The sequence below is a fragment of the Pseudoalteromonas apostichopi genome (genome assembly GCF_030297135.1).
In the GTDB taxonomy this organism is placed as follows: domain Bacteria; phylum Pseudomonadota; class Gammaproteobacteria; order Enterobacterales; family Alteromonadaceae; genus Pseudoalteromonas; species Pseudoalteromonas apostichopi.
Genome location: NZ_AP028065.1, coordinates 673,285 through 687,162, shown reverse-complemented (window position 1 = coordinate 687,162; position 13,878 = coordinate 673,285). Strand labels below are relative to the sequence as shown.

The window sequence follows — 13,878 nt, the reverse complement described above, 5'->3', positions numbered from 1 at the left end:
CAGCATCTAACTACGTGCTGCCTATTTTCAGGGAGTTTTCTTAGAAGTAAGCGGTAACGCCAATCCAGAAGTTACGGCCTTTATCTTTAACGTTGTAGTCGTCTGTGAATGTTACTTCGCTAACTACACCACGACCTGTTAGGTACTCATATTCACCATCGCCATTTAGGTCGGTATAGCTCGTGCTATAAGAGGTGAAATCTTCGTCTAATAGGTTGTTCACACGGGCATTGATTTGCACATACTCATTTACATAGAACTGCGCCCCTAAATTAAGTAGGTTGTAGTTTTTGTAGTACAGTGCTTTGTCGTGCACGTTATCCCAACCGCGATAACGGTCTGAACGATATACACCTTGTAGGTATAGGTTCATAAAGTCAGTCGCTTCCCAGTTTAGGGTAAGGTTTGCCATGTGCTCAGCTGAGTTAGTTAATGGTTGACCTTCTTCAGGACCGCTCTTTTGTTCGCTATCAGTCCACGTGTAGTTACCGTTAACAGACACTGTTTTAGTGATAGTGTATTGACCTGCAATTTCAACACCTTGCAAGTCTACTTCGTCGATATTGATCTTTTGGCTGTAGCTATCGTAGCCAAGCTGATCGTACTGACCTAAGTTCACACATGGGCGCACATCATTAGTTTGCTCACAGCTTAAAATAGTATCGCCGCGGGCAATTTTGTCTTCAAACTTGGTGTTGTAGTAAGTCACATTAATGTTGTGATCACCATCAAGCGAAGTCCAGTAAAGTGCAACTTCTGAGTTCACACTTGTTTCAGGTTCTAAATCTGGGTTACCCGCAAATGGGCTTGTGCCTTGACCACCAAATCCGGTGATACCGTCGTAAAGGTCAGTTGTTTGAGGTGTTTTATAACCCGTACTGACACCCCCTTTTATCGTCCAAGTGTCTGATATGTTGTATACACCATAAACGCGTGGTGATACTTGGCTGCCAAATACATCATGGTCATCGTAACGAGCGCCTAATGTAAAGGTAAAGTTGTCAGTTGCCATCCAGTTATCTTCGGCAAATAGCGAGTACATGTTTTGCTCTTGCACTTGACCTGCTTGGTCACTTTCAAGGCCAAATACACCGTCTTTTAACTCACCATCGATAAGCTGGCCACCAATTGCAAGGTTATGGCTACCAAAGCTGCCAGTGATAGGAATATCAAAGCGTAAATCATACGTATATTGGCTGCTTTCTAACGGGCGAGTAGGGCGTGGTAAGAAAGTTTCTTCAGCTAAGTCTTTACGTGCTTGCTCGTCCATTCCCTCGTATTCGCCAGTACCATCGTACATAGCTTGCAGCTCTAATCGTTCGCTTACACTTAGCGGTAAAGTACGGCCATTGTTTTGCGTATCAACATATGAAACAGAGGCCTTCACCGTTGCCCAGTTAAGCTCTCCATCGTAACTTAGTGACCACCATTCACGATCAAACTCTTGGTCTGCAGCATAGCCTGCGCGCGGGTTTACTTGGCCACGACGATCTTGCCAAATAGATTCAATGTTATCTTTAGTACCAAGCGGGTAAGTAATGGTGCCTGATTCAATGTTGTAGCTTGGTGTGTTGTCGTACACTTGACTTGAGTTATCATAATCAAAGCGTAAATGATGAGAATCAAACGGGGTATAAGTTAGGGTAATACCATACTGCTCATTAGTGTTATCAACAGTACGCCCACCACTACCAAAACCTAAAGAGCGAACATGAACAACGCCATTAGGGTCGGTAGCTGGTTCAAATGTCGGTGATGATGCCTGTTGCTCGTAAACACTACCGCGTACGCCTAAGCTTAATACGTCTTTGATCAGCGGCCCCATCACACTAAAGTCAGTGGTAATGTCATCACCAAAATCATCGTTTTGTTGTAATGAGCGGCTAAATGAAACAGCACCGCTCCAGCTATCAGTATGCTTTTTAGTGATGATATTAATTACACCGCCAAGCGCATCAGCACCATAAAGGGTTGATGCAGGGCCGCGGATAACTTCGACACGCTCAATGGCATCGACAGGCGGTACGTGGTTAAACGCGTTGCCTCCAAAATTGTTTGGGTAAATATCGCCATGATTATTTTGGCGTTTACCATCAATAAGTAACAGGGTGTACTCGCCTGTTAAACCACGCATACTCACACTGCCTTGGCCTGTTTTATCACGGGTTGTGCCAATGTCGATACCTTCTAAATACTGCACAGCATCAAGCACTGAGGTGAAGGCGTGAGACTTAATATCTTCATTAGTGATAATAGAAATACTTGCAGGTGCTTCAGTAACTTTTTGCTCAAAGCCGGTTGCTGTAATAACTAAGCGTTCCATATCTTGTTTAGGCTTAGCGTCGTCAGCTGAGGCTGAAAAATGTGTTGCTATGGCAAGGGCCAGTAAACTTGGTTTTATTGATTTCATTGTAGATTTCCAGTTCTTTTTGTTGGTTATCCTTTTAAGGAACGACGGGTATACTACAGAAATTAAAAATACAATCAATAATTATTCTTATTTAGATTAAGGTGTTTCGGGTTCAATTTACAGTATTTATGATTAAGTTGAGTTTTTAGCCAGTAAATACGGTGTTACAAACTAGATTTAGATTAAATACCCATGACAGGTTCACCTCCTGTATAGTGTTTTAATTATTAATATAAAAATTAAAACAATGAATTCGGATATCTCTTTAGCGCGCTTTAAGCAGTTTCCTTCTCTTATGTGGATCTTCTTATTCGGCTCGTTTATTACCCGTGGCAGCTATTATATGGTTTGGCCATTTCTAGCAGTTATCTTGTACGAAAAATTTGCTTTAACGGCGACAGAGGTCGGTTTGGTGCTTTCCAGTGCTGCCATAATTTCAGTGTTCACCAGCTTTATTGGCAGCAGCCTTTCAGATAAAGTCGGTCGTCATACACTGATGTATATTACAGGCGTGTTGTATATCATTTCTTTCTCGTTGTTGGCTGAGGTTGAAACAGTGGCAGGCTATGTGATTGTGATGACCTTATGTTCGATTGCTACCGCGCTTTGGCGGCCATTAACCAGCGCTGCAATTGGTGATATTATTGACGATGCTGCAACTCGTGAGCTTGCCATGCAATCGCTGTATTTTATTGTTAATGTGGGTTGTGCGGTTGGTCCATTAGCAGGCGTATGGCTGGGTTTAACAGGCGAGCAGTCAAGTTTTTATATTACCGCAGGCGCATTTGCTATCTTGTTAGTACTACTTGTTTGGGGTTTCAATGTTAGTGATAAAGCGTCAAAAAACAGCGCCGCAGCCGACGAGGTTGAAACTAAAAGTCCAGAAATAAAGGGCCAGCAATTATTGCGCATTTTGTTTGCTGATAAGCTGTTGCAATGTTTAATTTTAGCCAATATTTTGTGCATGTTTATTTACGCGCAAATGGATAGTTCACTAATACAATACCTGACTCGTGCAGAAGCTCCTGATTTACTTGCATTGATTTCTGCGCTGATTTTTACCAATGCGATGGTGATTATTTCAAGTCAATTTTTGCTATTGAGAATGATGGCGCGATTTAACTTAACAGTGCGTATTCAAATCGGTTTGGTACTTTTAATGGGGTCGCAATTTTGGTTGGCACTCAATCCGATAGACCTGTTCTGGGGCTGGATAGGTGCGATAGTGGTCATGAGCTTGGCTGAGACTATTTTATTTCCGACTATGAATGTTCACCTTGATAGACTCGCGCCATCACACCTTCGTGGTGCGTACTTTGGCGCAGCTTCGTTTTATGATTTAGGTTTTGCTTTTGCACCGCTCGGTGGTGGCTTAATTTTAGATTATTACGGTGGTCCAACCTTGTTCTTTGTTGCGGGAGGGTTATGCCTAGTCGTGATTTATTTATACGCCATTCTTGAAAAGCTACCTAGACCTGATTTTGCAAATCCATTATCTAAGTAAATATATAAAGTGAAAATGCAGAACAGCTGCTACCTTTATAGCTCAAACATTAAACATTGAGGTTTAACATGGCTGTTTCTGCAATTCCTAAAGGTTTTCATGCGGTCACCCCGTATTTGATTATTGAGGGCGCTTCTAAAGCTATTGAATTTTACAAAGAGGCGTTTGCTGCTGAGCTAGTAATGCAAATGCCTATGCCTGACGGAGGGGTTGCACATGCCGAGATAATAATAGGTGACTCCTACATCATGCTTTCTGATGCTTACCCTGAAATGGAATATAAATCTCCACAGCAGCTTGGTGGCACCCCTGTAAATATGATGCTTTATGTTGAGGATGTCGATGCTGTCTTTGCTAAAGCGTTGTCGTTAGGTGCAAAAGAGTTACGTCCGGTACATGATCAGTTTTATGGTGACAGATTGGGGACTTTAGCCGATCCATTTGGTCATATCTGGAATATTGCAACGCATAAAGAAGACCTCACAGAGCAAGAGCTAATCGAGCGCATGGGGGAACTCATGAGTAAAGAACAAGATGCTTAAAAGGTTGTTTCTACTGACATTCCTATTTGCCACGAATCAACATCTTGATAACTGCCAAGAGGCGAACTAAAGTCGATATGTATAACGTTATCGTTACTTGAACGCGATGAATATAGACGAATACCCACACCAGCACTGGTTAGCATTGAATCTGAAATATTCGCCGTTTCAGTGCTGCCGAATGCTTGCCCTACATCGACAAAACCGACAAAGCCAACATCCACAAACTGATATAGATTGATGTTTGGGTACATTCTTAGCTCAGCAGTTGCTTGTACGCTTGAAGTACCATGTTGGTAACTTTCTGGAAAGCCTCGCATGCCTTCTTCACCGCCAACAGCCAGCGGTTTCTCTGCAAACTCATGGTTTTGCCAATGACCATTTACATGAGCATAAAAGGCAAATGCATCTGACCAGCGATAGTTCATTTGTGCTTTTGAATATATAGCAAAGCGGTCATCAAGCTCAGTACCTACATTGCCCTTGATACCCGTGGCAAAGCGATACAAAGTGTTATTGTTAAACCAAGCTTTGGTGAGATTAGTATCAAACAAAAATCCTTGCCCCAAATTAACGGTATCTATAGCAAACTTTGAGTTTAGCTCCCAGCCTAGGTTAACGTCTTCGTTGTGGTTTATGAGGTCAATATCCTGTAAAACAGTATAGTTGTCTTCTAACCAATGTAATCCGACCCACGGCGCAGCAATACTGTAATCGCTAAGACCTGCGGGTAAAGGTTTTGTATCGAAAGGGCGGTAACTAACATCTTCGTAATCAATCCCAGCTAGCCAGTGAAAGGTTTGCTTTCTGTCCTGTGACAAAATTCCACCATAGGCGAACTGTGCGATTAATTCATCAGTAAAAAATTCTGAACGAGTCAGTCCATTTTGATAAATATAGCTTTTTTGTTTTTGTGACTTGGCAAAGTAGCGCATCAGTGCGTCACTACTACGTTGATAAAAAGGCTGATGATAATCCACTAAAAAGACTTGCCCGTCATCGTAGTCATCAGCTTGTAAAGTGAGGGTCGCATGAGGCTGCCAAGGAACCGGCATTTGCAGCACAGAGTGATAGCCTGAGCGTTCGTGATCTGATTTATACTTTAATGATGCGCGGATCCCGTACCCCAAAAAGTTCTCTTCTTTAAAGCCTAAGCTGTATTTGTTATTGCCGCTACTACGGCCAAAATTAATAGTTGGTAATAAACTCCACGTGTCCCACGTATCTATTTGTACCACGCGTGGTTCATCTTCAAGGCAGTCTTTTGTATAGCTAACTTTGGCATCTCTTAAGTACTTTTTGCTGCGTAGAATACGCTCTGCTTCTTGCAGTTGACGCTCACTGACTAGATCGCCTTCTTTAAAGGTAATTTGCTCACTGACAACTTTGTTTTTGGTATCTATGTGCAGCCAGTTTATAAAGCGATGTAGAGCGGTTGTTTCAGGATCATTTGGATCAAAAATCGTATGAGTATCAATGTTGAGTTTATCAACAGTGATATCTTTGTCTTCGCTTAACTCAGCAGTTGGTTTACTTTTTACTTCACAGACGACGTCTAAGCTTAAAGGTTCATTTGCGTATACTGTCCCTGTAGCAGTGCATGTTAATAATAAAACAGGTGTTATTTTATTCATCTTTATTATGCCTACTAAATACGAAGGAGACGCAGCTTGTTTGCTTTATCAACCTTTTAAATTCTTTACAGTTCTCAGCATAAAATCACTAACTTAAGAAAAACTTAACTAAAACTTAAACTTTATTGAATATTATAAGGTATTGATTAATAAGCCGTGTGCTAACTCATTATGGCGAAGTTAATCTTTAAATGGTCGGCTTACGTATGTGTTTTTAAAGTTTCTAGTAGAGTAAATAATGAAAAAGCGTGTTTTATACTGGCTGCAAAATGACTTACGTTTGGTCGACAATGAAATTTTATCTGAATTAGCTGAGTTTAACGGCGAGCTAGATTTAGTGTATGTGATTGAACCACGCTGGTTTAGGCAAACTAACTTTCAGTCAAAACCGTATGGCACGCACAAGTACAACTTTTTACTTGAGAGTCTAGCTGCATTTGCAAAAGAACTTGAGAAGCTTGGGCAAACTCTACATGTGATCACCGGAGAGCCAGAGCAAGTTATAACTCAGCGTTTGCGAAAATATGAAATTGAAGCATTGGTTTGTACTGAGCAGGTTGGTACTTATGAGCAAAAACAGCTTGGCAAAATCAAAGCATTATGCCCTCAAGTAACAGTGAAAACCTATCAGCAAGATACCTTGTTTAAAGCAAGTGACTTGCCATTCCAACTTGATAACCTACCTAAAAACTTTACAGCCTTTCGTAAAAAGGTAGAAGCAGAGTCAACATTTATAGCAGCGCCGCTGCAGCCTGTAAGTTACTTACCTCATCCCGTACAACTATGCCCTGAGAACACTGTTGATGATGCTCCAACTAGGTCAGGTAGTTTTAAAGGTGGTTTAATTGCTGCCCAACAACATTGTCGTCAGTACTTTTCGTCAAAAGCGCCGAGCAGTTATAAAGAAACACGTAATGAGTTAGACGGTTTTAGCAATAGTACTAAATTTAGTATATGGCTTGCTGGTGGCGAAATTAGCGCAAAACAGCTGTACAGAGAAGTTGAAATATATGAATTGCAAAACGGTGCTAATGAATCTAGTTATTGGATAAAGTTTGAATTGCTTTGGCGCGAATACTTTAAATGGCACGCAATGCAAATTGGCGCAAAACTTTTCCACTTTAACGGGTTAAAGCACAGTGCGCCACTGACCACTTTTAACAGTCACCGTTTTAATGCGTGGTGCCAAGGGTGCACACCATTTGCTTTGGTAAATGCAATAATGCATGAGCTTAATGCGACAGGCTATATTTCTAACCGTTCGCGGCAAATTGCGGCAAGCTGTTTGGTTAATGAGTTTGCTCTTGACTGGCGTTATGGCGCGGCCTATTTCGAACAACAACTCATAGATTATGATGTGGCTGCGAACTGGGGGAATTGGCAATATATTGCGGGCGTCGGTGTTGATCCTAGAGGCGGGCGGCATTTTCATATCAATAAGCAAACAGCGCTATATGACCCCTTGGCTCGTTATATTGATATATGGCAAGGAGAGCAAACAATTACAAACAGTGTGGATAGTGTCAATGAGGTGGATTGGCCTATATCTTCATAGCCTGTGTTAGATCAATATTCTTCACGGATTTTTAGTATTTTTTATTTTGTTAACTAGAATAATAATTAAGGCTTGCTTTAATTTTGAAAGGCCTAGTTAACAAGGCTAATTATGGTATTTAGTGAAGGGTATGATGCGATAAAATCGCAGCTTGGTTTTGACCTATCTCAGCTAATTCTCGACAGTAGTGATGCGGGAATTTGGCTTTGGAATGTAAAAACAGGCGAAACTGTTTTCAATGATAAATGGGCGAATATTATCGGCTATACACTGAAAGAGTTATCGCCAATTTCAATTGAAACCTGGCTCAGCTTTGCTCATCCAGGCGACTTGCCAAAATCAGAACAACTTTTACATGCTCACTTCAAAGGGGAGTCAGAGCGCTATATCTGTGAAGCGCGCATGAAACACAAACAGGGACATTGGGTTAAGGTGCTCGATAAAGGAAAGGTGCACAGTTGGGATGAAGATGGTAATCCAGAGTGGATGCTTGGTGTTCATATCGATATTACTGAGCAGTGGTTAAAAGAGCGTGAAATTGATTTTTTACATGCCAAGTTGCAAAAATTTACTGATAACTTACCCGGGTTTGTTTATCAGTATGTAGTCGATAAAAACGGTAAGGCATGTTTTCCTTTTGCTAGTTCAAAAGTCTTTGATATCTATGGCTGTACTGCTTATGAAATAAAAAAATCTGCAGATTTAATTATGCAGATTATTCACCCTGATGACTTAGCCCGAGTTGTTAAAAGCATTGAAAAATCACGAGTAGAATTATGTGATTGGCACGAGATATACCGAGTTAATCACCCAAAAAAAGGTGTGATTTGGGTTGAAGGAAAATCGTCACCCATAGCCCGTGTGAATGGAAGCGTTGAATGGAATGGCTATATCGAAGATGTTTCAGAAGAAGTAAAAAGGAACGAGAAAATACAACTGCTTACAGCGGTTTTTTCAACAACTAGTCGCGGTATTTTGATTACAACGGCAGAGCCTAAAATTGTGGATGTTAATCCTGCATTCGAGCAGATAACCGGGTTTAAAAAATCGGATGTCATCGGAAAAAATCCATCCGTATTTTCAGCTAATCAGCAGCCAAAAGAGTTCTATGTACAGATGTGGGAAGTTCTCTTAAAGAGTGGCCGCTGGCAAGGTGAAGTATGGAACAAGCGTAAAACGGGTGAAGTATTTCCTGAACTGTTAACTATCGATGCATTGTATGATGAACATGGCCATATTAGTCATTTCATTGGGGCATTTGATGATATTTCGCAAGCTGTAGAAAAGCGCCAGCTACTTGCTCAATTAGTTAATCAAGACCCACTCACTAAGCTTTTAAATCGTCGTGGTTTAGATATCCAGTTGCATTCACTTACTCTTAGTGCGACAAGTGAAGAAAATTGGTTTTCATTGATTTATGTAGACCTTGATAACTTTAAACTGGTGAACGATACCTTTGGTCATGAGCAGGGCGATAATCTACTTCTTGAAATCAGTGAGCAGCTTTCACTTCAGCTACGTGATAAGGATATATTAGCCCGCATTGGGGGCGATGAGTTTGTCATTTTATTGCCGAATTTATCGAAACATTTGGTTTGCCAAGACATTGCTGAGCGTTGCAAAAAAGCAGTTGAGGACGTAGCAAAGCGCTACGCAACCAAAGTGCCTGTCAGTGCTAGTTTTGGAATCGCGCTTTACCCAGAGAATGGTAAAAACGCGAAAGAGTTACTCGCCAATGCTGACGAGCAAATGTATCAGATGAAGCTTAAACATAAAGCCTCACCACTGGGTTGATATTTCGACACTAGGTAGTTTATTTAAAAGAGGTAACAATGCGCGCTCTTTGCGTAAATCTTTGCGTTCATGTTCTAAATCTTTACGTTCTCTATACAACTCTTTTTGTTGGCCATTATCGAGCTGATTGCTATTAAGCTCAGCGCGAATATCTTTTAAGCGCCGGTCAATATCGTCAATTCGGTCATCTATGTATGCCAGCCTTTGCTGTACTTGATATCTGTCGTTTCCTTCTTGCCATGCTTTACGAAAAGCGGTGCTGTTACATACCCCATTGTAAGAGACCCCTTGTATGCCAAGGGTAAAACCATTTTCGGGCTCACAATATACAGCCAGACCCAGATCGTACCCCACTTTATATTCAGCAATATCAGCACTAACGCCATATTCGCCGCATTGCGATAATGCATCTAGCCCATCGTGATATTCCGTTCCATCAGCACCATGTTTATAACCTATACCTTGCCAATTGGCTTGCAAACATTCATCTTTGCTAACAGAGGTACAGCCTGCTAATACGATTAATGACAGCAGAGGAAGTGTCCATTTTCTCATTAAAGTCTCGGCTTAAATTATTAGTAACTGACTAGATTCTAGCCTGTAATGTATTTTTTTAGAAAGTAGTTTTTGTATTTCGTAACAATGCCCTCAGTTGAGGGCATTACACGCTTTTAATTACCACTGACAGAACCGCTGAGCAATGCGAATATTTGACTGTGCATTTTTTAAGTGTGCTAATTGTAATAAACATAACGCAGTAAAGTGACTGCGTTTGATCAATTGATGGCGGTCAAAGCGCATAATCTCGTACCACAACTTAAATAGCTCGCCAAAACGCATCAGGTTGTTATTGTTAAATTGCCATTGTGATTGGTAGTTTACTTTAATTGGGCAAGGCATATGACCTGGGTATGCTTGCCATGGTGCAAGCATAGCTCGTGGGTAACTGGTTTTCAGCCAGCGCTGATAAAAGCGGTGTTTACGTACATATTCAACAGGGACAGCTAGAGGATATTGCAGTACTTTCCACGAATAGAATGGATGGAAGAACTCCATTTTAAAGTCGCATACTTGCTCATTTGGAATGCTCAAATGATGGTGTTGATCATTGAGAAGTAAAAATAGCTGAAATGCTTTTTCGAGTGGTAATTCAGCCAAGGGTTTAAAACTAACTTTTAGGTTATCTATTAATTTTTGTTGCAGCATAGCCGCATTATGAACTACTGACTTTGGCAAATAAGCGTACTGCTGATCTAAATAAGCTTGAATGAGTTTATCAAGATTGTTTTCTTTTGCTGCTGCATAAATATCGTCGCCATAAAATACGGCACCTAAGCCAACACTGCCGCCATTACCTGACCAACTGATCTGTGGTCTTGTAACGGTTTTATATTCATTGTGATGCGCCTTACGCCAGTATTTACCAAGCCGCTGTTCAACAGAAAGCTTTTGCGTATCTCGTACTTGCACTACTTCAAGCTTAAGGGCGTTTTGCGAAGCATATTGTTTTGCGCAATAGAGATCTTGGCTATCTGACTTTGAAAAATTAAACGATTTGAGCTCAACCCCTTGGCGTAACAGTTCACAATTAATTAGTCGCGAATCTAGACCTCCAGAGAGGGTGCTCAGCACTTTTTTATCGGTGTGCATCGCTTTTGTAACAACACTGCGAAAAGCCTGAGTGACTCCATCAATTGCATCTGTCACCTCATGGTTTTGTTTGGCAAGGGCGACCCAGTCAAAGTAACGTTGTTTTACCACGCCATGGCTGACATCAAACCGTAATATTTCGCCTGGATATGAGCATTTAATGTTTTTATAAGGTGTGTGGTCAAGAAGCGGGTAGCCAAGCACAGCAAGCTCAGTGAGGGCTTCTGCATCGCTTTCAAGCTCAATACTCAACTGTTTAAATAAGCCTAAGTTGGTCGAAAATAGTAAGCCATGTGCAGTTTTTAAGGTATAAAATGGTTTTAACCCAAGTGGATCAGTAGCAAGTACTAAGCAGCCTAATTGGCTATTAAACTGGCAAAAGCTAAAAACCCCTTCACATTGCTGTAAACAGGTGTTGAGTGAGGTTGCATTTGCCATGGCCTTTAAATCATCACTACGGGAGCTGCTGAGTAAAGGATGGCCAATCAGCGTTGCAATTTGCGACTCAGTTTGCAACCAACTTGCTTGTTGGTATGCATCGAAATCATAGTGAAAAATAGCTCCATTCTCACAATCAAAGCGCTTAACATCTGTTTTTTTATAGCGATTAAATGCATCAGATAGTTGATTAATATAATGAAATTCTGTTTTGCCTAATTCATTGAATTGGATATAACCTGCGATAACAGCCATGTTAACTACCTTTTCGTTTGCTAACTTACTAGTGAAGTTGCAAGGCGTAGGCCAAAACGAATAAAGGCCTTACAACAAGGCCTTTGGGTAACATTACAAAAGCTGATCAGCGATTGTTAAGTTGTTGGTTGATCTCATCAAAAATACTCGCGTCATCAATGGTGGATGGAATTTGTAGTTCTTCACCATCGACCAGTTGGCGTAAGTTCTTTCTGAGTATTTTCCCTGAGCGGGTTTTTGGTAAGCGCTCAACATGAACGATTGTTTTCAAACAGGCAATAGCGCCAATTTGATGCCTGACTGTGTGGATAAGCTCTTGCTCCACCTCTTTGCTATCACCGAGGTAGTCGTCTTTGAGTACAATCATCGCCATCGGTAATTGGCCTTTTAGTGCGTCGTTAACACCAAACACTGCGCATTCAGCAACAGCTGGGTGAGCAGCCACAATTTCTTCCATTTCACCTGTTGATAAGCGGTGACCTGCGACATTAATAACATCGTCTGTACGGCCCATAATAAACAGATAACCATCATCATCAATATAGCCACCGTCACCAGAGAGATAATAACCTGGATATTCGTTTAAATAGCCCGCTTGAAAACGTTCATTGTTTTGCCAAATTGTTGGTAAACATCCAGGTGGTAAGGGCAGTTTAATGACCACAGCACCACTTTCGTTTGCAGCGCACTGCTCACCATTCATATCAAGAATTTGTACATCAAAGCCCGGTGTAGGTACCGTTGAGCTGCCCGGTTTAGTTGCAAGTTGCTCGATACCAATTGGATTACAAGCGATAGCCCAACCTGTTTCTGTTTGCCACCAGTGGTCGAGCACTGGCAAGCCTGTGTTGTCTTTGAGCCACTCATAAGTTGGTGGATCTAAGCGCTCACCAGCAAGGAATAAGCGTTTTAAACTAGAGGTATCGTATTGTTTGAAGCCCTCGGCTGTAGGGTCCTCTTTTTTAATTGCGCGAAACGCAGTAGGGGCACTGAATAATGCGGTGACCTTGTAATCTTCAACCACTCGCCAAAAGGCACTTGCATCAGGTGTTCTAATTGGTTTGCCTTCATATAGTATTGTAGTGCAGCGATAAATAAGTGGCGCGTAAACAATGTAAGAGTGACCAACGACCCAACCGATGTCAGAGGCGGCCCAAAATACTTCGCCGGGTTTCATACCATACACAGTTTCCATGCTGTAATGCATTGCGACAGCATGACCCCCATTTTCTCGAACCACTCCTTTAGGTGTTCCTGTCGTACCTGAGGTATAAAGGATATAAAGCGGATCATCACCTGCCACTGGCACTGCACCCACTTCGCTCGCTGCATCTGAGGCTGATTGCCAATCGATGTCTCTGCCATCTTGCATCTCGGCAAAAGCTTGTTCACGCTGAAATACAACACAGTGTTCAACTACATGCTTGGCGTTTTCGAGAGCTTCATCAAGCAAAGGCTTATATTCAATCACATGGTTGATTTCAACCCCGCAAGACGCTGTAAGCACAAGCTTAGGTTTTGCATCATCAATACGAACTGCTAACTCGTGCGGTGCAAAACCACCAAATACGACTGAGTGAATGGCACCAAGACGCGCACATGCCAGCATACCAATAACGGCTTGTGGGATCATTGGCATATAAATAACGACACGGTCACCTTTACTTACGCCAAGGGACTGCATAAGTCCCGCAAATTTGGCAACTTGAGTTTGTAACTCGCCATAGCTGTATTGTTGTTTAGTATTGGTAACAGGGGAGTCGTAAATCAGAGCGATTTGATCTGCAAAGCCTGCTTCGACGTGTTGGTCGAGGGCTAGGTAACTAGTGTTTAGCTGACCATCAGCAAACCAGTGATAAAAATCATTATCGTCATATTGATAGGGTGTACTAGGTTCTTTAAACCAAGGAACCCGTTTACTTTGTTCAAGCCAAAATTGGCCCGGATTGCGCTGAAATTGTTGATATTGTTGTTGATATTCGCCCGCCATAATGAGGCTCCTATACTTTTTAGTGAGAGATTTGTACAACGTATAAAAAAATATAAGGGGGATTTTGATTAAATAATATGCGACCTTGGTCGGCATCAGCTTCATT

Annotated in this window: 9 protein-coding genes; 4 read left to right on the top strand and 5 right to left on the bottom strand. The window is 41.6% G+C overall.

Features of this window, described 5'->3' with window-relative positions:
- Positions 1-40: 40 nt before the first annotated feature.
- On the bottom strand, positions 41-2,410 hold the full coding sequence (locus tag QUE86_RS03075) for a TonB-dependent receptor domain-containing protein (RefSeq protein WP_167658037.1): 2,370 nt from the start codon (positions 2,408-2,410) through the stop codon (positions 41-43).
- A 247-nt stretch (positions 2,411-2,657) separates the two neighbouring features.
- Here QUE86_RS03075 and QUE86_RS03070 point away from each other — a divergent pair, with 247 nt between their 5' ends.
- Positions 2,658-3,914 carry an MFS transporter gene (locus tag QUE86_RS03070; protein ID WP_130050916.1) on the top strand — a complete coding sequence of 419 codons (1,257 nt, stop codon included), beginning with the start codon at positions 2,658-2,660 and terminating at the stop codon, positions 3,912-3,914.
- A gap of 68 nt (positions 3,915-3,982) precedes the next feature.
- Positions 3,983-4,456 (top strand): VOC family protein, encoded by a 474-nt coding sequence (locus QUE86_RS03065; RefSeq protein ID WP_130050917.1) that lies wholly within the window; start codon positions 3,983-3,985, stop codon positions 4,454-4,456.
- Here QUE86_RS03065 and QUE86_RS03060 read toward each other — a convergent pair.
- Positions 4,453-6,090, bottom strand: a complete 1,638-nt coding sequence (locus QUE86_RS03060; RefSeq protein ID WP_286259139.1) for a BamA/TamA family outer membrane protein — start codon at positions 6,088-6,090, stop codon at positions 4,453-4,455. The two genes, QUE86_RS03065 and QUE86_RS03060, sit on opposite strands and share 4 nt — an antisense overlap.
- A gap of 238 nt (positions 6,091-6,328) precedes the next feature.
- Here QUE86_RS03060 and QUE86_RS03055 point away from each other — a divergent pair, with 238 nt between their 5' ends.
- On the top strand, positions 6,329-7,645 hold the full coding sequence (locus tag QUE86_RS03055) for a DASH family cryptochrome (RefSeq protein WP_250661109.1): 1,317 nt from the start codon (positions 6,329-6,331) through the stop codon (positions 7,643-7,645).
- 111 nt (positions 7,646-7,756) lie between these two features.
- On the top strand, positions 7,757-9,439 hold the full coding sequence (locus QUE86_RS03050) for a GGDEF domain-containing protein (protein WP_167658033.1): 1,683 nt from the start codon (positions 7,757-7,759) through the stop codon (positions 9,437-9,439).
- Here QUE86_RS03050 and QUE86_RS03045 read toward each other — a convergent pair.
- The 3 genes from QUE86_RS03045 to QUE86_RS03035 form a co-directional block, all read right to left on the bottom strand.
- Positions 9,425-9,994 (bottom strand): DUF2799 domain-containing protein, encoded by a 570-nt coding sequence (locus tag QUE86_RS03045; protein ID WP_256854645.1) that lies wholly within the window; start codon positions 9,992-9,994, stop codon positions 9,425-9,427. The genes QUE86_RS03050 and QUE86_RS03045 overlap by 15 nt on opposite strands.
- A gap of 120 nt (positions 9,995-10,114) precedes the next feature.
- Positions 10,115-11,782, bottom strand: coding sequence for an asparagine synthase-related protein (locus QUE86_RS03040; RefSeq protein ID WP_167658031.1), 1,668 nt, complete (start codon positions 11,780-11,782; stop codon positions 10,115-10,117).
- 106 nt (positions 11,783-11,888) lie between these two features.
- Positions 11,889-13,772 carry an acetate--CoA ligase gene (locus tag QUE86_RS03035; protein WP_286259130.1) on the bottom strand — a complete coding sequence of 628 codons (1,884 nt, stop codon included), beginning with the start codon at positions 13,770-13,772 and terminating at the stop codon, positions 11,889-11,891.
- Positions 13,773-13,878 lie beyond the last annotated feature (106 nt).